The 20,575-nt window shown below is 63.8% G+C and carries 24 protein-coding genes; 15 read left to right on the forward strand and 9 right to left on the reverse strand.

Annotation, left to right across the window (positions count from 1 at the left end; translation table 11 throughout):
- Nucleotide 1 precedes the first annotated feature (1 nt).
- The 9 genes from ABIC76_RS16805 (at nucleotide 2) to purF (ending at nucleotide 9,000) form a co-directional block, all read left to right on the forward strand.
- A complete protein-coding gene (locus ABIC76_RS16805) occupies nucleotides 2-703 on the forward strand; it encodes a phosphoribosylanthranilate isomerase (RefSeq protein ID WP_354534628.1) in 702 nt (233 codons plus the stop codon).
- A 95-nt stretch (nucleotides 704-798) separates the two neighbouring features.
- A complete protein-coding gene (trpB, locus tag ABIC76_RS16810) occupies nucleotides 799-1,992 on the forward strand; it encodes a tryptophan synthase subunit beta (protein WP_354534629.1) in 1,194 nt (397 codons plus the stop codon).
- 10 nt (nucleotides 1,993-2,002) lie between these two features.
- A complete protein-coding gene (locus ABIC76_RS16815) occupies nucleotides 2,003-2,824 on the forward strand; it encodes a DNA-methyltransferase (protein WP_102067529.1) in 822 nt (273 codons plus the stop codon).
- 14 nt (nucleotides 2,825-2,838) lie between these two features.
- Nucleotides 2,839-3,636, forward strand: a complete 798-nt coding sequence (gene trpA, locus ABIC76_RS16820; protein WP_354534630.1) for a tryptophan synthase subunit alpha — start codon at nucleotides 2,839-2,841, stop codon at nucleotides 3,634-3,636.
- Nucleotides 3,637-3,666: 30 nt separating this feature from the next.
- Nucleotides 3,667-4,539, forward strand: a complete 873-nt coding sequence (gene accD, locus ABIC76_RS16825) for an acetyl-CoA carboxylase, carboxyltransferase subunit beta (RefSeq protein ID WP_027681093.1) — start codon at nucleotides 3,667-3,669, stop codon at nucleotides 4,537-4,539.
- A gap of 93 nt (nucleotides 4,540-4,632) precedes the next feature.
- Complete coding sequence (folC, locus tag ABIC76_RS16830; RefSeq protein ID WP_354534631.1) at nucleotides 4,633-5,931, forward strand: bifunctional tetrahydrofolate synthase/dihydrofolate synthase; 1,299 nt, start codon at nucleotides 4,633-4,635, stop codon at nucleotides 5,929-5,931.
- A gap of 13 nt (nucleotides 5,932-5,944) precedes the next feature.
- Nucleotides 5,945-6,802 (forward strand): SPOR domain-containing protein, encoded by an 858-nt coding sequence (locus tag ABIC76_RS16835; RefSeq protein ID WP_354534632.1) that lies wholly within the window; start codon nucleotides 5,945-5,947, stop codon nucleotides 6,800-6,802.
- Nucleotides 6,803-6,868: 66 nt separating this feature from the next.
- The gene (locus ABIC76_RS16840) at nucleotides 6,869-7,366 is read left to right on the forward strand and encodes a CvpA family protein (RefSeq protein WP_102067533.1); all 498 of its coding nucleotides are present in this window, start codon (nucleotides 6,869-6,871) and stop codon (nucleotides 7,364-7,366) included.
- 98 nt (nucleotides 7,367-7,464) lie between these two features.
- Nucleotides 7,465-9,000, forward strand: coding sequence for an amidophosphoribosyltransferase (purF, locus tag ABIC76_RS16845; RefSeq protein ID WP_027681097.1), 1,536 nt, complete (start codon nucleotides 7,465-7,467; stop codon nucleotides 8,998-9,000).
- A gap of 69 nt (nucleotides 9,001-9,069) precedes the next feature.
- Here the strand turns inward: purF and ABIC76_RS16850 are convergent, their stop codons facing one another.
- The 4 genes from ABIC76_RS16850 to ABIC76_RS16865 form a co-directional block, all read right to left on the reverse strand.
- A complete protein-coding gene (locus tag ABIC76_RS16850) occupies nucleotides 9,070-9,891 on the reverse strand; it encodes an ABC transporter permease (protein WP_354534633.1) in 822 nt (273 codons plus the stop codon).
- A gap of 11 nt (nucleotides 9,892-9,902) precedes the next feature.
- Nucleotides 9,903-10,865 (reverse strand): nodulation factor ABC transporter ATP-binding protein NodI, encoded by a 963-nt coding sequence (gene nodI, locus ABIC76_RS16855; protein ID WP_354534634.1) that lies wholly within the window; start codon nucleotides 10,863-10,865, stop codon nucleotides 9,903-9,905.
- A gap of 158 nt (nucleotides 10,866-11,023) precedes the next feature.
- Nucleotides 11,024-11,224: a YMGG-like glycine zipper-containing protein gene (locus ABIC76_RS16860; RefSeq protein ID WP_027681099.1), complete on the reverse strand. Its 201-nt coding sequence runs from the start codon at nucleotides 11,222-11,224 to the stop codon at nucleotides 11,024-11,026.
- Between the two features lie 138 nt (nucleotides 11,225-11,362).
- Nucleotides 11,363-11,773, reverse strand: a complete 411-nt coding sequence (locus ABIC76_RS16865) for a PRC-barrel domain-containing protein (protein ID WP_102067535.1) — start codon at nucleotides 11,771-11,773, stop codon at nucleotides 11,363-11,365.
- Nucleotides 11,774-11,963: 190 nt separating this feature from the next.
- Here ABIC76_RS16865 and ABIC76_RS16870 point away from each other — a divergent pair, with 190 nt between their 5' ends.
- The 5 genes from ABIC76_RS16870 (at nucleotide 11,964) to ABIC76_RS16890 (ending at nucleotide 14,723) form a co-directional block, all read left to right on the forward strand.
- Nucleotides 11,964-12,473 carry a phasin family protein gene (locus ABIC76_RS16870; RefSeq protein ID WP_027681101.1) on the forward strand — a complete coding sequence of 170 codons (510 nt, stop codon included), beginning with the start codon at nucleotides 11,964-11,966 and terminating at the stop codon, nucleotides 12,471-12,473.
- A 260-nt stretch (nucleotides 12,474-12,733) separates the two neighbouring features.
- Nucleotides 12,734-12,973 carry a hypothetical protein gene (locus tag ABIC76_RS16875; RefSeq protein WP_027681102.1) on the forward strand — a complete coding sequence of 80 codons (240 nt, stop codon included), beginning with the start codon at nucleotides 12,734-12,736 and terminating at the stop codon, nucleotides 12,971-12,973.
- A gap of 157 nt (nucleotides 12,974-13,130) precedes the next feature.
- A complete protein-coding gene (locus ABIC76_RS16880; RefSeq protein WP_354534635.1) occupies nucleotides 13,131-13,469 on the forward strand; it encodes a hypothetical protein in 339 nt (112 codons plus the stop codon).
- A gap of 244 nt (nucleotides 13,470-13,713) precedes the next feature.
- The gene (locus tag ABIC76_RS16885) at nucleotides 13,714-14,001 is read left to right on the forward strand and encodes a hypothetical protein (protein ID WP_354534636.1); all 288 of its coding nucleotides are present in this window, start codon (nucleotides 13,714-13,716) and stop codon (nucleotides 13,999-14,001) included.
- Nucleotides 14,002-14,309: 308 nt separating this feature from the next.
- Nucleotides 14,310-14,723 carry a GlcG/HbpS family heme-binding protein gene (locus tag ABIC76_RS16890; protein ID WP_024972523.1) on the forward strand — a complete coding sequence of 138 codons (414 nt, stop codon included), beginning with the start codon at nucleotides 14,310-14,312 and terminating at the stop codon, nucleotides 14,721-14,723.
- A 188-nt stretch (nucleotides 14,724-14,911) separates the two neighbouring features.
- Here the strand turns inward: ABIC76_RS16890 and hemP are convergent, their stop codons facing one another.
- The 4 genes from hemP to ABIC76_RS16910 all read right to left on the reverse strand — a co-directional run bounded on the left by hemP (nucleotide 14,912) and on the right by ABIC76_RS16910 (nucleotide 17,281).
- Nucleotides 14,912-15,184 carry a hemin uptake protein HemP gene (gene hemP, locus ABIC76_RS16895; protein ID WP_316883922.1) on the reverse strand — a complete coding sequence of 91 codons (273 nt, stop codon included), beginning with the start codon at nucleotides 15,182-15,184 and terminating at the stop codon, nucleotides 14,912-14,914.
- 242 nt (nucleotides 15,185-15,426) lie between these two features.
- A complete protein-coding gene (locus ABIC76_RS16900; RefSeq protein ID WP_027681106.1) occupies nucleotides 15,427-15,837 on the reverse strand; it encodes an ExbD/TolR family protein in 411 nt (136 codons plus the stop codon).
- 9 nt (nucleotides 15,838-15,846) lie between these two features.
- Nucleotides 15,847-16,575: a MotA/TolQ/ExbB proton channel family protein gene (locus ABIC76_RS16905; protein WP_027681107.1), complete on the reverse strand. Its 729-nt coding sequence runs from the start codon at nucleotides 16,573-16,575 to the stop codon at nucleotides 15,847-15,849.
- A 49-nt stretch (nucleotides 16,576-16,624) separates the two neighbouring features.
- A complete protein-coding gene (locus ABIC76_RS16910; protein WP_027681108.1) occupies nucleotides 16,625-17,281 on the reverse strand; it encodes an energy transducer TonB in 657 nt (218 codons plus the stop codon).
- Between the two features lie 516 nt (nucleotides 17,282-17,797).
- Between ABIC76_RS16910 and ABIC76_RS16915 the strand changes: the two genes are divergently transcribed.
- Nucleotides 17,798-20,119 carry an AAA family ATPase gene (locus ABIC76_RS16915; protein WP_102067539.1) on the forward strand — a complete coding sequence of 774 codons (2,322 nt, stop codon included), beginning with the start codon at nucleotides 17,798-17,800 and terminating at the stop codon, nucleotides 20,117-20,119.
- A gap of 71 nt (nucleotides 20,120-20,190) precedes the next feature.
- On the opposite strand, the gene ABIC76_RS16920 is transcribed toward ABIC76_RS16915, so the two are convergent.
- Complete coding sequence (locus tag ABIC76_RS16920) at nucleotides 20,191-20,532, reverse strand: DHCW motif cupin fold protein (RefSeq protein ID WP_102067540.1); 342 nt, start codon at nucleotides 20,530-20,532, stop codon at nucleotides 20,191-20,193.
- Nucleotides 20,533-20,575 lie beyond the last annotated feature (43 nt).

Here is a 20,575-nt window from a genome sequence, read left to right on the forward strand (position 1 = left end):
CATGCCGTTGCACCGTACCCGTATCAAGCTGTGCGGCCTGACCCAGCCGGCCGACGTCGATCACGCAGTGGCGCTCGGTGCCGACGCGATCGGGTTGGTGTTCTATCCGCCCAGCCCGCGTTACGTCGCCATCGAGCGCGCGGCTGAGTTGGCGCGCCGCGCGGGTCCGTTCGTCACCGTGACGGGCCTGTTCGTCAACGCCAGCGCGGATGACGTGGCGCGCGTGCTCGACCAAGTGCCGCTGACGTTGCTTCAGTTCCACGGTGATGAGCCAGCAGAGCTGTGCGCCGAGATTGCCGGGCAGGTGGGGCTGCCGTGGCTGCGCGCCCTGCGTGTTCAGCCTGGGGCCGATTTGGTAGAATTCGCGGATCGGTATGCCGCTGCTCAAGGCCTGCTGCTCGACGCGTTTGTCGAGGGGTATGGCGGTGGCGGCCACGTCTTCGACTGGACCCTCATTCCTCCGCAATGGCTCCCGCAATCGCCATCCTTGCCAACCACAAGCGCCGCTCCTCGGCTCGTTTTGAGTGGTGGGTTGAGCGCGCAAAACGTCGCTGGCGCGATTGAACGCGTGCGGCCGTACGCTGTTGACGTCAGCAGCGGAATCGAAGCCGCACGGGGCGTGAAAGATCACGCCCGGATGACCGCATTTGTGCGTGCGGTCCGCGAGGCCGATGCAGCCCTGGGCGCATCGGTGCAGGCCTGAGCCGATCCGGCAGGTCTTTCGCGACGCACGCCTTCCTGAATATCTCCGCCGACGGGGCTTCACCCTGACCTCGGCGGACGCCTCGAGAGATTGCCATGTACAACCTGCCCGACGCCCACGGCCATTTCGGCCCCTACGGCGGCACCTTCGTTGCGGAAACGCTGTCCCACGCGCTCGATGAACTGCGCGACGCCTATGCGCGTTACCAGCACGATCCCGAGTTCATCAAGGAATACGAATACGAGCTGAAGCACTTCGTTGGCCGGCCGTCGCCGATCTATCACGCACGCCGCCTGACCGAACACTGCGGCGGCGCGCAGATCTACCTCAAGCGCGAAGACCTGAACCACACCGGCGCACACAAGGTGAACAACGTGATCGGCCAGGCGCTGCTGGCGCGCCGCATGGGCAAGCCGCGCGTGATTGCCGAAACGGGCGCGGGCCAGCACGGTGTTGCCACCGCCACGATTGCCGCGCGCTACGGCATGGAATGCGTCGTCTACATGGGCAGCGAAGACGTGCGCCGCCAGGCGGCCAACGTCTACCGCATGAAGCTGCTGGGCGCGACCGTGGTGCCAGTGGAATCGGGCTCGCGCACGCTCAAGGATGCGCTGAACGAAGCCATGCGCGACTGGGTCACCAACGTGGCCGACACCTTCTACATCATCGGCACGGTGGCAGGCCCGCACCCGTATCCAATGATGGTGCGCGACTTCCAGGCCGTGATCGGCGAGGAATGCAAGGTGCAGATGCCGGAGATGACCGGGCGCCAGCCCGACGCCGTGATCGCCTGCGTGGGTGGCGGCTCCAACGCCATGGGCGTCTTCTATCCGTACATCGACCATGCCGACGTCAAGCTGATCGGCGTGGAGGCGGCGGGCGAGGGCATCGAGACCGGCCGCCACGCCGCATCGCTCACGGGCGGCTCGCCGGGCGTGCTGCACGGCAACCGCACCTATCTCCTGCAGGATGAAGACGGCCAGATCATCGAGACGCATTCGATTTCGGCGGGGCTGGACTATCCGGGCGTCGGTCCGGAGCATGCCTGGTTGAAGGACGTGCAGCGCGCCGAATACGTCGGGATTACCGACAAGGAAGCGCTGCAGGCTTTCCATGATCTGTGCCGCATGGAGGGCATCATCCCCGCGCTGGAATCGAGCCACGCGCTGGCGTATGCGTGCAAGTTGGCGCCGACGCTCCCGAAGGACAAGGTCCTGCTGGTGAACCTGTCGGGCCGCGGCGACAAGGATATGCATACCGTCGCCGAATTCTCCGGCATCAAGCTCTGACGGACGCCGCATGACCGAGCGCGCCATCGACGGCATCTTCAACGAGGACTGCATTACCGGGGTCGGGCATCTGGCCGACGGCAGTGTGGACCTCGTCATCGCCGATCCGCCGTACGGCCTGGGCAAGGACTACGGCAACGATTCCGACAAGCTGTCGGGCGATGCCTACCTCGCCTGGTCCGAACGCTGGATCGATGCGGTGCGGCCGAAGCTGGCGCGCAACGGATCGCTCTACCTGTTCTGCACGTGGCAATATGCGCCGGAACTGTTCGTGATGCTCAAGCGACGCCTGACCATGGTCAACGAGATCATCTGGGACCGCCGCGTGCCGAGCATGGGTGGCAGCACGCGCAAGTTCTCGTCGGTGCACGACAACATCGGCTTTTTTGCCGCTTCACGCGATTACTACTTCGATGTCGACGCCGTGCGCATTCCGTACGACGCCGAAACGAAGAAGGCGCGTAGCCGCAAGCGTTTCGAGGGCAAGAAGTGGCTGGAAGTCGGCTACAACCCGAAGGACGTGTGGAGCGTGTCCCGCCTGCACCGGCAAGACCCGGAGCGCGCCGAGCACCCGACGCAGAAGCCGCTGGAACTGGTGGAACGCATGATCCTGGCAAGCTGCCCGCCGGGCGGCCTGGTGCTGGACCCGTTCCTGGGCAGCGGCACCACGGCGGCCGCCTGTGCAAGGCTTGGCCGCCGCTTCGCCGGCTTCGAGATCAACGCCGACTATTGCCGCGTGGCGCGCGAACGGGTGGCTGCTGTGCATGCCGCCGCCGACGCCAACGCGCAACCGACTGAATCGCAGGCGCCTGAGACCATCAAGGTCGCCTGAAACCTGATCCCCCTATGTCCCGCATCGCTCAAACCTTCTCACAACTGTCTGCGCAGGGCCGCAAGGGCCTGATTCCGTTCATCACGGCGGGCGATCCGTACCCCGAGATGACCGTCGACCTGATGCACGCACTGGTCAAGGGCGGCTCCAACGTCATCGAACTGGGCGTGCCGTTTTCCGACCCAATGGCCGACGGTCCGGTGATCCAACGTGCGTCCGAGCGCGCATTGGCCAAGAAGGTGGGCCTGCGCACGGTGCTGGAGTATGTGCGTGCTTTCCGCGCCACTGACTCGACGACACCCGTGGTGCTCATGGGTTACGCCAACCCGATTGAGCGGATGGGCGTCGAAGCCTTTGCCAAGGCGGCATCCGAAGCGGGCGTGGACGGTGTGCTCGTGGTCGACTACCCGCCCGAAGAATGCGAGGCCTTTGCCAAGACCATGCGCGCCGCCGGCATCGATCCGATCTTCCTGCTGGCGCCCACCTCCACCGAAGCACGCATTGCGCAGATCGCCCGTGTCGCAAGCGGCTACATCTATTACGTCTCGCTCAAAGGCGTGACGGGCGCGGCCACCATCGACCTGGACGCGGTGGCTGAGCGCATCCCGCAGATCCGCCGGCACGCGCGGCTGCCGGTGGGCGTCGGTTTCGGCATCCGTGATGCGGCAACTGCACGTGCGATCGGCGGTGTTGCGGATGCGGTGGTCATCGGATCCCGCATTGTGCAATTGTTGGAGGAAGCTCCTCGCGAACAAGCGGTACAATACTTGACTGATTTCATCGCGGAGATCCGCCAGGCGCTGGACGCCTGATCTGCGCGACACTGCATTCAAGGAGCACGCATGAGCTGGCTGGACAAACTGCTTCCGCCCAAGATCCAACAGACCGACCCGTCACAGCGCAAGGGCATTCCCGAAGGCCTGTGGGTCAAATGCCCGGCTTGCGAGTCCGTGCTGTACCGGACCGACGTCGAGGCCAACCTGCACGTTTGCCCGAAGTGCGATCACCATATGCGCATCGGCGCCCGCGCCCGCCTGGACGCACTGCTGGACGCCGAAGGCCGCTATGAGCTGGGCCAGGAGATCCTCCCGGTCGACGCGCTCAAGTTCAAGGACACGAAGAAGTACCCCGACCGCATCAAGGCGGCGATGGACGACACGGGTGAAACCGACGCCATGGTCGTGATGGGCGGCGCCATTCACGCGCTGCCGGTCGTGGTGGCGTGCTTCGAGTTCGAATTCATGGGCGGCTCGATGGGCTCCGTGGTGGGCGAGCGTTTCACGCGCGGCGCACAGACGGCGCTGGAGCAAAAGGTGCCGTTCATCTGCGTGTCGGCCACCGGTGGCGCGCGCATGCAGGAAAGCCTGCTGTCGCTCATGCAGATGGCGAAGACGACGTCGATGATCCAGAAGCTGGCTGAAGCGAAGCTGCCGTTCATCAGCGTGCTGACCGATCCGACCATGGGCGGCGTGTCCGCCAGCTTCGCCTTCATGGGCGACGTGGTGATCGCCGAACCGAAGGCGCTGATCGGCTTTGCCGGCCCGCGCGTGATCGAACAGACCGTTCGCGAGAAGCTGCCGGAAGGCTTCCAGCGCGCTGAATTCCTGCTGCAGAAGGGTGCCATCGACATGATCGTCGATCGCCGCAACATGCGCCGTGAGATCGCCGAGCTTCTGGCGCTCCTGCAGAAGCAACCGGCCGACGCACTGGCCTGATGCCGCACATCTGTTGAACCGAAGCGCGGGCGAGAGTCCGCGCTTCTTGTTTTTGCGCGGCCCGATTCGCTGACGCCGCGCCACCTATTTCGCATGCCTACATTCGACACGCTGCCCGACTGGCTCGCTCATCTGGAAACCGCACACCCGGTCGGCATCGACATGGGCCTGGCGCGCATCAGTCGCGTGCGCGATGCGCTCGGACTGGAATTCAAGCCCGTGGTCTTCACGGTGGGCGGCACCAATGGCAAAGGCTCGACCTGCGCGATGCTGGAGGCGATCCTGCTGGCTGCCGGCTACAAGGTGGGTTGCCATACCTCGCCGCACCTGATCGATTTCAACGAGCGTGCACGCGTGAATGGCGAGATCGCCACCGACGCGATGCTGCTGCCGCATTTCGAGGCGGTGGAACGCGCGCGCTGCAGCTTTCCCGAGCCCGTCAGCCTGACGTACTTCGAATTCACCACGCTGGCGATCATGCATCTGTTCGCCAACGCGGGTCTCGATGCGGTGATCCTGGAAGTCGGCCTGGGCGGTCGGCTGGATGCGGTCAACATTGTCGATACCGATTGCGCCGTCATCACCAGTGTCGATCTCGACCACATGGCCTACCTGGGGGACACCCGCGAGGCCATCGGCTTTGAGAAGGCCGGTATCTTCCGCGCAGGCAAGCCGGCGATCTGTTCTGACCCGGTGCCGCCCATCTCCCTGGTCAAACACGCTGAAGCGATCGGCGCAGACCTCTGGCTGATCGGCCGCGATTTCAACTTCCAGGGTGATAAGCAGCAGTGGGGCTTCAGCGGGCGCGGGCGTCGTTGGCCGAGCCTCGGCTACCCGGCATTGCGCGGGGCGAACCAGCTGCTGAATGCATCCGCCGCGCTGGCGGCGTTGGAGTCGGTGCGCGACCGGTTGCCCATCTCGGCGCAGGACGTGCGTCTGGGGCTGTCGCAGGTGGTGCTGCCCGGGCGTTTCCAGGTGCTGCCGGGGCGTCCTTCCGTCGTCCTGGACGTCGCGCACAACCCACACGCGTCGGCCGCGCTGGGCCAGAACCTCGAGAACATGGGCTTCTACCGCTACACCTACGCGGTGTTCGGCGCGATGCAGGACAAGGACATCGCCGGTGTACTGGGCCACATGCTCGACAAGGTCGACCACTGGTGCCTGACCGATTTGCCCACGCCGCGTGCGGCGAGCGCCGCGAGCTTGGCCCAGGCGCTGGCCGATGCCGGTTTCCGCGAAGGGAAGGACTCCAGCGTGAGCACATTCAGCGATCCCGCCACAGCCTATCGCAACGCCATGGAGCGGGCGACCGAGGATGATAGAATCGTGGTCTTCGGATCGTTCTACACCGTTGCCGGCGTGCTGGCGGAGCGCAAGAGTCGCGCGCACTAAACCCGGGGCCCTCATGGGACTGTTTTCCATCTTCTCCTCCCGCAAGAACGCTGAAGGCGAACGCACACGCGGCGCAACCGCCGGCAGTGCTGCCGATGTGGCCCGCGATGCGGTGCGCGGCTCTCGCGCATCGTCGAATGCCCGCAGCCGGGCCTCGCGTCGCACCGACGATGACGACGACGGCCTTGATCCCGAACTCCCGCAAAAACAACGCGCTCGCCGTCGCCTGATCGGCGCCGTGGTGCTGGTGGGCGCCGCCGTGATCGTGCTGCCGCTCATATTCGACGCCAAGCCGCGCCCCGTGGCGGATGCCGTGGCCGTGCAGATCCAGGATCAGCCGGTCGATCGTGGGGCAAAGCCGTCGACCGACGAGCCGAAGGTCGCCAGCCGGCGCTCTGCGTCGCGTCCTGCAAATTCGTCGAGCGATCAGGCGCAGGCGCTTGATCAGGGCGAAGAGGTCGTCGCCAACAATGAAGCGCCGGCAGCTCAAGACGCACCGGCTTCGGCCAAGCCGGCGACACCGCCCAAGCCGGTCGCCAGCGTGACGCCACCCGCCGAGCCCAAGCCAGCGACGAAACCCGCCCAACCCGCCGCCCAGCCCGCACAGCAAGCGGCTGCACCGAGCACCGATGCCAGCGGCGGCAAGTTCATCCTGCTGATCGGCGCCTTCGCTTCCGAAGACCGCGCCCGCAATTGGCTGGGCAAGCTCAAGGGCGAAAAGATTCCCGGTTACATCGAACACAAGAAGGTGCCTGAAAAGGGCGATCTGGCGCTGCTGCGCGCGGGCCCGTTCAACGATCGTGCGTCCGCCGAAGCGGCGCAGAAACGTGCCGAGCAGATCGGCCTGACGCCCAAGCTCGTACAGCAATGACGATGCGGCCCACCGTGTATTCAGCGCACGCCGCATTCCGCCACCGTCAATGCAAGCCGCTGCCTGATGCAACCGACTTTTTTTGACTACGGTGTGCTGTTCATCATCGTCACGTCGGCGCTGATCGGGTTGTTTCGCGGACTGATTCGCGAAGTGCTGGCGCTGCTCGGGTGGTTGTTTGCCGCGTGGGTGGCGTACACGTTTTCGGGCGTAGCGGCGGGCTGGATGCCGGAATCGCTGCCTGGGGGCCCGGTCGCACGCACCATTCTCGGTTTCGTCCTACTGTTTATCGTGACGGTGATTGCGACTTCGTTGGTGGGTGCCTTGCTTTCGGCGGCGCTGGCAAGCGCAGGGCTCAAGCCGGCAGATCGCGGCCTGGGGATGGTGTTCGGATTGGCACGCGGTGGCGTGATCATCCTCGTGTTGATGACGGTGGCCGGCTTTACCAGTCTGCCCGAGCAACCGTTCTGGCGCGATGCGATCACGCGGCCCTATGCGGAGCAGGCGGCACAAGCAGCCAAGCCGTTGTTGCCGCCGGACGTCGCAAAGTATGTTCACTATTGATCTGGAGCGTCTGGCCACAAGCTAGGCGATCCGGGAAGCTTTTTCGGTGCCCGCAACGGGTGTGGGCGCCATCAAATACGTTCTCGCTGGAGTTCGACATGTGCGGTATCGTTGGGGTGGTCTCCGCCACGCCCGTCAATCAGCTGATCTACGACAGCCTGTTGCTTCTGCAACACCGGGGGCAGGACGCGGCGGGCATCGCCACCGCATCAGGCAGCACTTTCCACATGCACAAGGCCAACGGGATGGTGCGCGACGTGTTCCGCACCCGCAACATGCGCGGCCTGCCGGGCACGAGCGGCATCGGCCAAGTGCGTTATCCGACCGCGGGCTCGTCCAGCGAGGAAGAGGCCCAGCCGTTCTATGTCAACGCGCCGTTCGGCATCGTGCTGGCGCACAACGGCAACCTGACGAACTCCGATCAGCTTCGCGAAGAGATGTTCCGGCGCGACCGCCGCCACATCAACACGCAGTCTGACTCTGAAGTGCTGCTCAACGTGCTGGCCGACGAATTGCAACGCGCCAGCAACGATATTCCGCTGAACCGCGATTCCATCTTCACCGCGGTGGAAGGCCTGCACCGCCGGGTGCGCGGTTCGTACGCCATCGCTGCCGAGATTTCGGGTTACGGCGTGCTGGCTGTGCGCGATCCGTTTGGCATCCGCCCGCTCGCACTGGGTAGCCAGGAAACGCCGGAAGGCCACATCGAATATATGGTCGCGTCGGAGTCGGTGGCGCTGGAAGGCATCGGCTTCAAGTTCGAGCGTGACGTCGCGCCGGGCGAAGCCATCTTCATCGACCTCGAGGGCAAACTGCACACCAAGCAATGCGCCGCCAACCCGGTGCTTTCGCCGTGCATCTTTGAATATGTCTACCTGGCCCGTCCGGATTCCCGCATGGACGGTGTGTCGGTGTACGACGCCCGCCTGCGCATGGGCGATTACCTGGCAGAGAAGATCAAGCGCGAGGTGACCGACAGGATCGACGTGGTGATGCCGATTCCGGATTCGTCCCGCCCGGCTGCCATGCAGGTGGCCAATCACCTGGGCGTGCCGTACCGCGAAGGCTTCTTCAAGAACCGCTACGTGGGTCGCACCTTCATCATGCCGGGCCAGGCGGTGCGCAAGAAATCCGTGCGCCAGAAGCTCAACGCCATGGCGATCGAGTTCAAGGACAAGAACGTGCTGATCGTCGACGACTCCATCGTGCGTGGCACGACGTCGTCGGAGATCGTGCAGATGGCGCGCGATGCCGGTGCCAAGAAGGTGATCTTCGCTTCGGCCGCGCCGCCGGTGAAGTTCCCGAACGTGTACGGTATCGATATGCCGACGCGCGGCGAACTGGTGGCTTATGGGCGCACGCACGAAGAGATCGCCAAGATCATCGGCGCAGACCAGCTCGTGTACCAGGACGTGGAAGACATGAAGCGCGCCGTGCGCGACGTCAATCCGGCACTGAAGGATTTCGACGCCTCGTGCTTTGACGGCAAGTACGTCACGGGCGACATTGATGAGGCGTACCTCGATCGGCTCGAAGCTGCGCGTAACAATTCGGCCAAGGCGGATCGTGAGAATGCGCAGAACGATGATCCGCGCACGCAACTGCACCTGCAGCGCTCTGCCGTGAACGAGTAAATCTCGAACGCAGCAAACGAAAAGCCCGTCATTGCGACGGGCTTTTTTGTTGGGCGTTGCGATCGTGCCTTACTTGAGCATGCGACGACGCAGCAGCCACAGGCACAGCAGCAGCGCGGCCACGGCGTACAGCAGCAAGACGCCGAGGTGCAGCGCGATGTTGTCAGGCGTGCGCCCGAGCATCAGGGGGCGGATCAAGTCCACCGCATGCGGCAATGGCAGGACGCTTGTCGCCACGCGCACAGGCGCCGGCAGCTGCGACAGCGGGAAGAACACGCCCGAGAGCAGCATCATCGGCGTGATCACCAGCGTCTGGTAGAACATGAAGAAGTCGTAGTTGGGCGCAAGCGCCGTCATGTTCATCGCCAGGCAGGCGAACGTGAATCCGGTCAGCACGATGACGGGCAGGGCAAGCAGCGCCTGCGGCATCGACGCATAACCAAGGGCGCCCGCGACGAGCATGATCGCCAGGCCAGAGAGCACCGACTTGCTGGCCGCCCAGAACAGCTCGCCGAGGACCACGTCGCCCAGGCTCAGCGGCGCGTACAGGATCGCCTCCCACGTACGTTGCACGTGCATGCGCGAAAACGCGGAATACATCGCTTCGAAGCTCGCCGACATCATCGTGCTGGACGCCACGGTGCCGGCCGCCAGGAAGGCGATATACGACACGCCGTCAACGCGCCCGACGAGCAGGCCGAGCCCGAGGCCCAAACCGAACAGGTAAATCATCGGGTCGGCCAAGTTGCCTGCCATCGACGGAATGGCCAGCTTGCGCCACACCATGAAATTGCGCAGCCAGACGTACTGCCAGTTGCGGAAGTTGAGTGGCAGCAGCGGCTGCGGAAAGGCCTGCTGCTGTGGCGGAGTGAGTGCGGTTTCAGTAGACATGTGCGGTTCTCTCAGTCACGCATTTCGCGGCCGGTCAGGCGCAGGAACACATCTTCGAGATTGGCCGGGCGGTGCAGGTAGCGCAGGCCGGGCATGGTGTGCGTTTCCGCCTGTGTGCGCAGCGCGGCCACGAGCGGCTGTGGATCGCGCGCGTAGCAGAAGAGCGTCTCGCCGCTGATTTCGACGCGCTCCGCCAGCGGTGTGAGCAGCGTGCGCAGGGCGGTGAGATCGTCGCCGTAGACTTCAACCACGTCGCAGCCGATTTCGCGTGCGATGAGTTCCTGCGGCTTGCCTTGCGCGATCTTGCGGCCGTTGTCGATCACGCAGAGTTCATCGCACAGGCGCTCGGCTTCTTCCATGAAATGCGTGGTCAGCAGGATGGTCTTGCCGGCAGCGAGCAACGAGCGCAGGCGTTCCCAGATCAGGTGCCGCGCCTGCGGGTCGAGGCCCGTGGTGGGCTCGTCCATGACGAGGATGTCCGGATCGTTGATCAACGCGCGTGCGACCGTCAGCCGCCGCTTCATGCCACCCGAGAGCGCGCGCACGGGCGCATCGGCTTTTTGTTCGAGCCGCGCAAATTCCAGCAAGGTTGGAATGCGTTCCCGAATGGTCGCTGCCGACAGGCCAAAGTAGCGGCCGAAGATGCGCAGGTTTTCCGAGACGGAGAAATCAGGGTCGAGATTGTCGAACTGCGGCACCACGCCTACGCGCATGCGCGCGCGGTGTGCGGCTTCGGGAACCGGCTCGTCGCACAGCCTCAGGCTGCCCGCATCGGGCATCGTCATCCCGAGCAGCATGCGCAGCGTGGTGGTCTTGCCGGCGCCGTTGGGGCCGAGCAGCCCGAAGCACTGGCCGCGCCGGACGCTGAAGCTGAGGTTGTCGACGACCGTCTGGTCACCGTAACGTTTGCGCAGGCCTTCGACGCTCAGGATCGGTGTGCTGCTCACGCCAAAACCCTCTTGCTCGTATCGCACATTGCCTCCGTTGCAAAACGCCGATTATGCGCCGGCATTTGCATATGCGTATGAGGGGAATGTGCGATGGCAGGGTGCCGCTCTCAGGCAATAAAAAGGGCCAGGCAACATGGCCTGGCCCGAGCTTGCAGCGCGCGCATCGCAGCGCGCTTGGCGGGTTACTTGGTGACGGCGTTACCGACCACGCCACCCAGCGCAGCGCCGCCGAGCGTCGCGCCCGGGCCGCCCCAGATGGCCGCCCCGGCGACACCACCTGCGGCTGCGCCCAACGCGGTATTACGCTGCTTTGGCGTCATGTCCGCGCATCCGCTGACGGATGCCAATGCGGCCGCCAGAACCAAGGATACGAAGGCACGCATAACAAACTCCTTTTGTCGTTTGTGTGCCTCTATTGAAGGTCGTGCGCGTCAAGATGTGCAGGTGACGTTGCCTGAAAGGTGTGTCAGTCGATTCCCACACATCGCGCGACGTTTCAGAGAGGAAAGTTCCGGTCCCGGTCAGGCCTTGGCGGGCTTCGGCTGACGCTCGTACTTGAATTCCGGCAGCGCCTTGATGGCGTCTTTGGTGGCGCCCGGTAGCACGATCTTGCCTTGGTCGTACTTGAACTGATTCACAGGGATGGCGACGTCGTGGCGGCCGACCCCTACAAAGCCGCCCGCACCCACGATGGCGAACGAGACGGCGTTTTCCGGCGTCACGATCAGATCCTGCACATTGCCAACCTTCTCGTTGGCCTCGTTGTAGATGGTCTTGCCCAGCACTTGTTTCTTCACACTCACGCCCTTGATGACCGCATCGAGCTCGGTCACGGATACACCGAGCGCGGCGTGGCCCGCGACTTGCGCGAAAGCTTGCGGCGCGGCGGCAATGGAGGCGGTAGCGATCAGGGCAGCAGCGAGACGTTTCATCGTGACTCCGTGGTCTGGTGAAGGATGCAATCGACTCTAACGCGCACACGGCTGCCGGCGCAGGCGAGCGCGTCCGAAACACCTGTAGGACAAACGGGTGATGTCGCGGAAATCGGCTTCACACGCAACTACACTGAAACGCCCGGCACCTGCTGGCCGTAATCATCGATCTCACAAGGGAGCAACCGACATGATGACTCTGGAGCAACTCGGCGTTCTGCAACGATCACAACTTGAAACCTGGATGGCCGTCACTGAAGAGGCGGTGAGCGGTGTCAATCGCCTGATCGGGCTCAATCTGCAGGCCATCAAGGCGGGTCTTGGCGAGACGGAACATTGCCTGCAAGACGCCGCTGGCGCACAGGACGCAGGCGAATGGTGGAATGCGCAAGCGCGCTATCTGCAACCCGCGGGCGAACGCGTCTCCGGCTACACACGCAACTTTGTAGAGATTGGCGTGGAGACCCAAAACGGCATTGCCCGCGCCTTGCAACGCCACGGCGATGAAGTGCGGCGCCAATGGGGTTTCGTTGCCGAAAATCTTGCGGACGCGGCGCCTCCCGGGGCCGAGGCGGCGGTGAACTTTTTCAAGGCGTCCGTGGGTCTGGAAGTGGCCGCCGCAGAAGCGGCTGAGGATGCCGGCGGGAGCCGGATTCTGGTGCCAAGTGACGTGGCCGCCAGGGACGGCACTGCACGCTGAACCTCCTCTATACGGGTGAGAAGCGTCGGCGTGGGCCGACAGTCATTTCGGTACAGTCCTACAAAACAGCACGGGCGGAGGTCGACAGTCCGCCCGTGCGCGCATCTCTACACTTCCTACATGCCTATCAACATGTAGGAGGTCGTCATGTCCTATCTCGTTGCGTGGCTCTTGGGTGTTCCCGCGATTGTGTTGCTGGTGATCTGGCTATTCGTGCATTGACACGCAGCCTGGCTTATCCAATACGACACGGAGGACGCATGACTTTCCGAGACGACTGCAAAATCGAGGTATCTGCCTATGAACTCTCGCCGCAAGCGTGGCGCGCCGAAGTCAGTATCCTGCGCGTCAGCGATGGCGAGACCCTGTTAGCCCGTACGACGGTGCGCGCATCGGCCAACACGTATCCGAGCGCTTCAAGCGCCATGGAGGCGGCGCGCGCATATGCCGAAGCGATGATCGCTTCCGGCGAGCTAGACTGCAGCCCCGCGCTGGATTGACGTCAGCGATTTTGATGATGCTGGCGTCGCGGCGTGGCGTTACGTTCTGTTACCAATTCGCCAGCGCCGTATCACCTGTGTCAGCGGCCCTGAATACAATACAAATACCGTATTCCGCGCCGGCTACGGATTTGCCCGGCGCTCCAAGCTGCAGGTGATGAAGATGATTCGACGCAATGTGCTGTGGATTGCAGGTGCAGCCGCACTGGCAGTGCTGGCTGTGCCGGAGATGGCGTCGGCGCACGTGAGCGTCGGCATCGGATTTGGCGTGCCGGTAGCGCCTGTGTATGTGGCACCGGCGCCGGTGTATTACCCGCCGCCGCCCCCGGCTTACTACGCGCCGCCTCCGCCGCCTCCGGCGTATTACGCGCCGGCGCCGGTCTACTACGGCCCGCCTGCCTATGGCCCGGCACCTGTGGTTGTGGGCGCGGGCTGGTACCGTTGGGGCCCGCGTTACCGCTGGTACGACGGCCGTCACTGGGGGCATTGGCGTTAAGCCCTCTGCCGAAAACAAAGGCTCCTCCGGGAGCCTTTTTCTTTATCGGCGTGCGCGGGCGTGGCACAGGAACTGCGTCGATTTGCATGACGGGTAGGCGCCCAACCTGCACCGCGACAAAGGAGCGCGGGGCAGAACCGACGGTCTGCCTACCCGGTCGATATGACGTCCGCATGAATGATGCGGGCACGTGTGCCGCAGCGGCGCACGTCATGTTCGCAGTGTCATGACCGAAGGAGTTCCTATGCAAGTCACCACGCAACGCATTGCAACGCGCACCCTGATTGCGGCCGCAAGCGGCTTGGCCTTGGCGCTGGGCGCAGCGGTCGCGCACGCCGGCTCGATCGATCCGTATCAGGCCGCCCAGAAGGTGAGCCGCGCCGACCCCTACACCGACGGGGCCAAGGTCAGCCGTGCCGATCCCTACACCGATGGCGCGAAGATGGGTCGCGCCGACCCCTATACCGATGGGGCCAAGGTGGGTCGCATCGATCCGTACACGGACGGCGCGTGCAGCGATCATCAGAAATAAGGGAAGAGCGGCAGAGGCGCTGCCGCATCGCAACATCAAGCCCGGGCGATACCCGGGCTTTTTCTTTGTGCATCTTTCTGATGCCGGCCTCGTGTTAACGTCGGCTTGCAACGGCCCGCGAAAACGCTCGCGTAGGGCGCAAGCGGAACGATCCTCAACCATACTGAAGCGCAGGAATGTATCGGCTCTTTTGCGTCATTGGTTCAGGAAGAGTCGTGGAAGCGGTCGATGCCAGTGGCATACTTTTGCCTGATACGGGCTCTACGCAGCCCTTGCGCCATTGCATTACAACCACCAAGGAGAACGTCATGAAAACGAAACCGTGCCTGTGCCAGGACGATGTCACCAAGATCCTGGATGCCGCCGAGAAAGAAGCGCGCGCGCACCAATGGAACGTGACGATCGCCGTGGTGGACGACGGGGGCCATCTGATGGGCCTGCGCCGCATGGACGGCTGCGCCACCATCTCGGCGTACATCGCCCCCGAAAAGGCGCGTACGGCAGCGCTGGGCCGCCGTGAATCGAAGATCTACGAAGACATCATCAACAACGGTCGCATCTCGTTCCTGTCGGCGCCGCATCTGCAAGGCATGCTCGAAGGCGGCGTGCCGGTGATGGTGGAAGGCGTCTGCGCCGGCGCGGTAGGTGTGTCGGGCGTGAAGTCGACCGAGGATGTCGTGATTGCCAAGGCGGGTATCGCCGCCGTGAACGTGATCTGCTGATACGCGATCACGCAAGAGATTCAAAGGGAAGGGCGCGGCGGAGGTCGCGCCCTTTTTCTTTGGGCGCGGTAGGGGAGAAAGAAGGGCTTGGCTGGCGGTCGTCCGGCAATGTGAAATGACGACGGCTGGCTACGGCCGAATGTCTCCTGAGAGAGACGTCCCCACAAAAGTCGGTGCGTATTGCGGCGTTACTTGGTCAGGATCAGTTTGCCGAAGCGCGTCACGCGCAGCGTGTAGACCGCGCCGTTGTGACGGATGGCCACCGCGTTCTGCCCGGCAAAGAGTTGTTCGGAGGTCATCGTCCGCGTGTCGCCGATGGTGGCGACTGGCATATCGCGAACGGTCTCGGCCGCGGACGTTGCCGCAGTGGCGTGCAGCTCGGCGGGTTGCTTGCGGGCCACGATGACGTGGCGACGGCGGGTCACGGTACGTCCTGCGTCTTGGTGTTCGGAAGCGTTCATGGCGATGTCCTGGCGGGCGGAAACATGGGCTGAGACGTTGGCTGGCAAAGGGTTTCCAGCGAATGCCAAATAGATTAAATGAGAATCGTTATCATTACAAGGGTGGACTGACGATGTGCCGATCCATGCCCGAAAAAAACAAAACCGGGCGCGAGGCCCGGTCGTGTAGATGTGCTGTGAATCAGCCGTGCCGCGACGCCGGACATTCTGCGCGAGCGGCGCTCGGCCAACGTGGTGACGCCTTAGTGCTGCGGCTCCGTTACAAAGCCGATGCGTGAGAGGCCGCCGCGCTGGATGGACGCCATGACCTGCGCCACGCGCTCGTAGCGCACGTTACGGTCTGCGCGCAGGTGCATCTCAGGTTGCGGCTGCTGCTGCGCGGCCTGGGCGATGTCGGCTTGCAGCGTGGCCTCGTCGACCGGTTGGTTGTTCCAAAACACCTGGCCCTGTGCGTCGATTTCAACGTTCACGCTTTGTGGTTTGGCGTCGTCGGGTTTGTTGGACGCACGCGGCAGATCGATTTTTACCGCGTGGTTGATCACCGGAATGGTGATGATGAAGATGATCAGCAGCACCAGCATGACGTCGACCAGCGGCGTCATGTTGATCTCGCTCATCACCTCGTCATCGCTGTCGAAAGATCCGAAGGACATGGCGCCTCCTTACTGCTGCTTGACCGCAGCGAGACGCACGCCAGCCTCGTCACGCGGGGCGCCCGGGCGCAGGCGCGCGCCGGTCACGAAGTAGGCATGCAGGTCGTGTGCAAAGCGGTTGAGCTTGGCGATGATGGCCTTGTTGCCGCGGGTCAGGGCGTTGTAGCCGAGCACCGCCGGAATGGCCACGGCCAGACCGAAGGCCGTCATGATGAGCGATTCACCCACGGGGCCGGCCACCTTGTCGATGGTGGGCACGCCCACCGCGCCGATCCCCAGCAGGGCGTGATAGATGCCCCACACCGTGCCGAACAGGCCGACGAACGGTGCGGTGGAGCCCACCGATGCCAGCACGGCCAGGCCCGATTGCATCTGGCCCACCGACTCATCGATGGCGCTCTTGAGCGAGCGCGTGATCCAGTCGGAGATGTCCATCACATCATGCAGCTGCGGTTGGCTGGCGCGGTGATGCTGCGCGGCTTCGCGGCCTGTTTGCGCGAGCGTGTGGAATGGGTTGTCCTTGGGCGAGCCCAGCGTCTGCATGGCGTGATCGAAATCGTCCGAGTGCCAGAAACGCTTTTCAGCGCCTTGCGCCATCGACTTCAGACGCACGATGTCCCACGCCTTGGTCAAGATGACGATCCACGAGGCGAGCGACATGATGAGCAGCAGAATCGCCGTCGCGCGGGTGACGATGTCGCCTTGTGTCCAGAGGTGGGAAAGACCGAGTTCCTGCATGATGAATGTCCTGAATTGAGCGAAAGGCTAAGCGAGAAGCGGAATCGAATTAGTTATCGAGCTTGAACACGAACGGCTTGCTGGCCACCACGGGCACCGCGCGGCCGTTCTGCTTGTAGGGGCTGCACTTGATGGCGCGCGCGGCATCGGTGGCGGCGCGGTCCAGGCGCGGCGAGCCGGACGACGACGTGACTGCCACGTTGGTGACTTCACCGGCGGTGCCGATGGAAATCTTCACCATGGCGCGGCCTTCCTCGCCCATTTTCTGCGACATGCTGGGATAGACGAGCGGCGGCTCGCTGCACTGGATGTCGTTGATGCCGATGCTGATGGGGCCAGACGGCGCAGGTGCCGGCGCGGGCGCGGGTTCAGGGGCCGGTGCCGGCGGCGCGGGCGGGGCGGCGGGCACCACGGGGGCGGTATCCGACGGCGGCAGCGCGGGTGTCGGCATCGGCGTGGGTTTGGGTTGCGCGACCGGCTTGACGATGTTGACGGGCTTGGGTGCCTCTTGCTTGACCGGTTGCTGCTTGGGCGGCTCCGGTTGCTTGATCGGCTGAGGCGCGGCCGGAATGATGTGCGCCTGGATTTCCAGCGGTTCTTCGACGGTCGGGCGCGGCGCGATCAGGCCCAGCTGAATCAACATCAGCACGCCCGCGTGCAGCAACAGCACGACCACCAGAATCTTGAGAGTACGAGGGTGAATCATCAACGACCGGGAATCGAAAGCAGAAAAAAGGAATGCGATGCGATGGTGGTGGGATGAACAACGAAAGCGGCGCAGCGTCAGCGCTTGCCGAAGACGATCAGTGAAATCCCAATGCTGATGAGCAGACTCAGGAGCAATTCCATGGCGCCTAGCGTTGAAGCCGGCGGGGTCGCCGCCAGCGTGACAGATATTGTAGGCCTGCAACTGCAACAGTGTTGCGACAACCGGGCACGGTTTGCGTTCAGCCTATTGTGTCGATAGGTGAAGTATAAACGATAATGATTCCTATTTGCGCGGAAATTCCCTGTCTTTCGTGGGGTGGGAATCACGTCCAGACGGCTGATGGCGCGAAACTGCCTGTGCTGGCGGTTGGCGATGCCGGGCGCCGTTGGCTCGTAACTTGCAAAGACACGGGTCGACCCGGGGTACGCTGTGTGCGCAAACGCGCTAGGATGAAAATCATTCAAACACGGTGACCGGCCGGCCAACCGTGAAACGGGGAAGAAGGGGGCGACCATGGATGAAGCCAACCTCAACATGGACGACGCTGACGACGATGGCACGTTCGTCCCCACCGGCGGAAGGCAGCCGCAGGCGCTGCAGTTGTCGTCGCTGGATTCCATGTGTGCGCAATTTGCGCTGCGTACCGTCTGCGCGATGGGCCTGCGCTTCAATCTGCGCACCAACATCAACGACATCCTCACCGTTTGCGCGCCGGAGCTGATCTGGCCGGTGACGGTCATCCAGCGCCTGCAGCGCTTTCTGTCTGCGCGCTGCGCCGACATGCCGGGCTGGCGCGCTGTCGGCAAGCTTGACCTGCCTACGTTCATGGATCGGCACGGCCAGTGGAGCAGCGCCTTTGATGAAAGCTCGCTGTTCTATTACCTGGACGAATACGTCAAGCATCACGCCAAGGACATGTTCACCGTGTTCGGCGCGTCGTGCGATGCGCTGGGCGAGCGGCTCTCCGGCGAGCGCGTCCTGCTGGTCGGCAACATCGACATGCTGGCCCGCGTGCTCGGCCTGCCGCCGCACGAACGCGCGTTGCTGCTGTTTGCCTCCCTCGTGAAATACAAGCGCGACCTGCGCGCCGTGATGGTCGACTGCAAGGTAGCGCACAGCCAGGAAGCGTTCCAGTTGCTCGCCAACTTGGCGGGCGCAAGTACGGCCGAGGTTGCCGCGTCATTGCGGCCGGGTTCTCGGCTCGAGACGCTGGGCCTGATCGAACCGCCGCTGCCCGAGAACAGCGTCACCGATCTGGGCGATCTGATGCGCATCTCCGACCGCCTGTTGCACGTCCTGCTCGGTGACTATGCGAGCGAGGCGGACATGATGGCCGTCTTCACGCGCCCCGCGCCGCCGACCACGCTGTCGCAGTCCGACTATCCGCATGTGGAAACCGATGCGCGCTACCTGACGGCGCTGCTGGAAAACGCCTCCCAGCAGCGTGCGGCCGGCGTGAACATCCTGCTGTATGGCGCGCCCGGCACCGGCAAGACCGAACTCGCCCGCGTGCTGGCGCGCGATGCCGGTTGCGAGCTGTACGAAGTGGATTGCCTCGACAAGGACGGCAACAGCCTCACGGGCAAAGACCGCTATCGCTCGCTGCAGGTGTCGCAGGCGTTTCTGCGCGGACGGCCCGGCGCAGTGCTCCTGTTCGACGAGGTGGAAGACGTCTTTCCCGGCCCGACGCGCGAACTGATGAGCCTTTTCGGCCACGAGGAGCCGCGTGGCTCCGTCAACGGCAAGGCGTGGGTGAACCAGACGCTCGAGCAGAACCCCGTGCCGGTGATCTGGGTGTCGAACTCCATTCGGCAGATCGACCCGGCGTATCTGCGCCGCTTCCAGTTCCACCTCGAGCTGAAGGTGCCGCCGCCGACGGTGCGCGAAAGCATCATCCGCAAGCATCTGGAAGGGCTGGAGGTGTCGGACGCCTTCATGGCGAAGCTGGCGGCGCGCAAGACGCTCACGCCGGCGCAGATCGACTCCGCTGCACGCTTTGCTCGCCTGACGCAGCCGGCCATGGAAGAACCTGCCGAATCGCTGATCGAGCGTCAGCTTGACCACGCCGATCAGGCGATGGGCTTGCGCCCGGAAGTGCAGGCGCATCGCGTCGTGACTGAATACAAGCTGGATTACCTGAACCTGGAAACGCGGTTCTCTGTGGAGCGGATCATCGAGGCGCTGCGCGCGCGGCGACGCGGAACGCTGTGCTTTTACGGACCGCCGGGCACCGGCAAGACGGTGCTGGCAGAGCATATTGCCGCGCAGCTCGACATGCCGTTGATGATCCGCCGCGCGTCAGATTTGATGAGCAAGTACGTCGGCGAAACCGAGCAGCAGATTGCGGCGATGTTCGCGCGCGCCGAAGAGGAACGTGCACTGCTGTTGCTCGACGAGGCGGACAGCTTCATGCAGAGCCGCCAGGGCGCGGTGCGCAATTACGAGGTGTCGGAAGTCAACGAGATGCTGCAAGGCATGGAACGCTTTGACGGCATCTTCGTCTGTACCACCAATTTGTTTGATCGGATTGACGAGGCGGCGCTGCGGCGGTTCGCGTTCAAGATCCGCTTCAAGCCGCTGGTGCGTGCGCAGCGCGAGCAGATGTTCATTGCCGAGGCCCTGGGCGGCAAGGCCGAAGCGCTCAAGCCTGTGTGGCGCGAGATGTTGGCGTCGCTGGACATGCTCACGCCCGGCGATTTCGCGGTGGTCAAGCAGCAGTCTGTGCTGCTGGGCGAGACGCTCGATCCGGAGGCCTTCCTCGCACAATTGCGGCAGGAGCATTCCATCAAGCCCGAGTTGCGCGAGCGGCGCTCCATCGGATTCACGCCGCGTTGACGGTGGGGCTGTAGACGGTACGAACGGATGCCGGCCGCAGCGACTGAGGCCGGCTCGGCCGCGCGTGCCGGTCAGTCAACGATAAACAGCCGGGCCCCTGTTTTGGTGTGGGACTGATGCGCCTCGGCATCGTCGCCTACCTGATAGCTCATGCCTGGCGTCAGCGTGAACTTCCGGCCGTCTTCCAGCGTGGTTTCCAGCTCGCCCTCCAGGCAGAAGAGGATGTGGCCTTTCTTGCACCAGTGATCCGCCAGGTAGCCGGGGGTGTACTCGACCATGCGCACGCGGATGCGATTCGATTCGTCGCCAAAGTAACGCGTGCGCCAGATCGCCATGCCGGTCTCACCGGTGTGTTCGGTGGGCTCGATGGTCGACCAGTCGGTCGTGCCAAAGGCGAAGGGCGCCATTTTCATCGCGGGACTCCGGTGGGTGAGCTGAATCCAGGATGGTATCAGC

Origin of the sequence: Ralstonia sp. 1138, from assembly GCF_040544795.1 — a bacterium.
Classification (GTDB): Bacteria; Pseudomonadota; Gammaproteobacteria; order Burkholderiales; family Burkholderiaceae; genus Ralstonia; species Ralstonia flatus.

What these genes read in the sequence shown, in the direction of transcription:
- ABIC76_RS16805 (WP_354534628.1), top strand. Translation starts at nt 2, where the DNA reads ATGCCGTTGCACCGTACCCGTATCAAGCTGTGCGGCCTGACCCAGCCG.
- trpB (WP_354534629.1), top strand. Translation starts at nt 799, where the DNA reads ATGTACAACCTGCCCGACGCCCACGGCCATTTCGGCCCCTACGGCGGC.
- ABIC76_RS16815 (WP_102067529.1), top strand. Translation starts at nt 2,003, where the DNA reads ATGACCGAGCGCGCCATCGACGGCATCTTCAACGAGGACTGCATTACC.
- trpA (WP_354534630.1), top strand. Translation starts at nt 2,839, where the DNA reads ATGTCCCGCATCGCTCAAACCTTCTCACAACTGTCTGCGCAGGGCCGC.
- accD (WP_027681093.1), top strand. Translation starts at nt 3,667, where the DNA reads ATGAGCTGGCTGGACAAACTGCTTCCGCCCAAGATCCAACAGACCGAC.
- folC (WP_354534631.1), top strand. Translation starts at nt 4,633, where the DNA reads ATGCCTACATTCGACACGCTGCCCGACTGGCTCGCTCATCTGGAAACC.
- ABIC76_RS16835 (WP_354534632.1), top strand. Translation starts at nt 5,945, where the DNA reads ATGGGACTGTTTTCCATCTTCTCCTCCCGCAAGAACGCTGAAGGCGAA.
- ABIC76_RS16840 (WP_102067533.1), top strand. Translation starts at nt 6,869, where the DNA reads ATGCAACCGACTTTTTTTGACTACGGTGTGCTGTTCATCATCGTCACG.
- purF (WP_027681097.1), top strand. Translation starts at nt 7,465, where the DNA reads ATGTGCGGTATCGTTGGGGTGGTCTCCGCCACGCCCGTCAATCAGCTG.
- ABIC76_RS16850 (WP_354534633.1), bottom strand. Translation starts at nt 9,891, where the DNA reads ATGTCTACTGAAACCGCACTCACTCCGCCACAGCAGCAGGCCTTTCCG.
- ABIC76_RS16860 (WP_027681099.1), bottom strand. Translation starts at nt 11,224, where the DNA reads ATGCGTGCCTTCGTATCCTTGGTTCTGGCGGCCGCATTGGCATCCGTC.
- ABIC76_RS16865 (WP_102067535.1), bottom strand. Translation starts at nt 11,773, where the DNA reads ATGAAACGTCTCGCTGCTGCCCTGATCGCTACCGCCTCCATTGCCGCC.
- ABIC76_RS16870 (WP_027681101.1), top strand. Translation starts at nt 11,964, where the DNA reads ATGATGACTCTGGAGCAACTCGGCGTTCTGCAACGATCACAACTTGAA.
- ABIC76_RS16875 (WP_027681102.1), top strand. Translation starts at nt 12,734, where the DNA reads ATGACTTTCCGAGACGACTGCAAAATCGAGGTATCTGCCTATGAACTC.
- ABIC76_RS16880 (WP_354534635.1), top strand. Translation starts at nt 13,131, where the DNA reads ATGAAGATGATTCGACGCAATGTGCTGTGGATTGCAGGTGCAGCCGCA.
- ABIC76_RS16885 (WP_354534636.1), top strand. Translation starts at nt 13,714, where the DNA reads ATGCAAGTCACCACGCAACGCATTGCAACGCGCACCCTGATTGCGGCC.
- ABIC76_RS16890 (WP_024972523.1), top strand. Translation starts at nt 14,310, where the DNA reads ATGAAAACGAAACCGTGCCTGTGCCAGGACGATGTCACCAAGATCCTG.
- hemP (WP_316883922.1), bottom strand. Translation starts at nt 15,184, where the DNA reads ATGAACGCTTCCGAACACCAAGACGCAGGACGTACCGTGACCCGCCGT.
- ABIC76_RS16900 (WP_027681106.1), bottom strand. Translation starts at nt 15,837, where the DNA reads ATGTCCTTCGGATCTTTCGACAGCGATGACGAGGTGATGAGCGAGATC.
- ABIC76_RS16905 (WP_027681107.1), bottom strand. Translation starts at nt 16,575, where the DNA reads ATGCAGGAACTCGGTCTTTCCCACCTCTGGACACAAGGCGACATCGTC.
- ABIC76_RS16910 (WP_027681108.1), bottom strand. Translation starts at nt 17,281, where the DNA reads ATGATTCACCCTCGTACTCTCAAGATTCTGGTGGTCGTGCTGTTGCTG.
- ABIC76_RS16915 (WP_102067539.1), top strand. Translation starts at nt 17,798, where the DNA reads ATGGATGAAGCCAACCTCAACATGGACGACGCTGACGACGATGGCACG.
- ABIC76_RS16920 (WP_102067540.1), bottom strand. Translation starts at nt 20,532, where the DNA reads ATGAAAATGGCGCCCTTCGCCTTTGGCACGACCGACTGGTCGACCATC.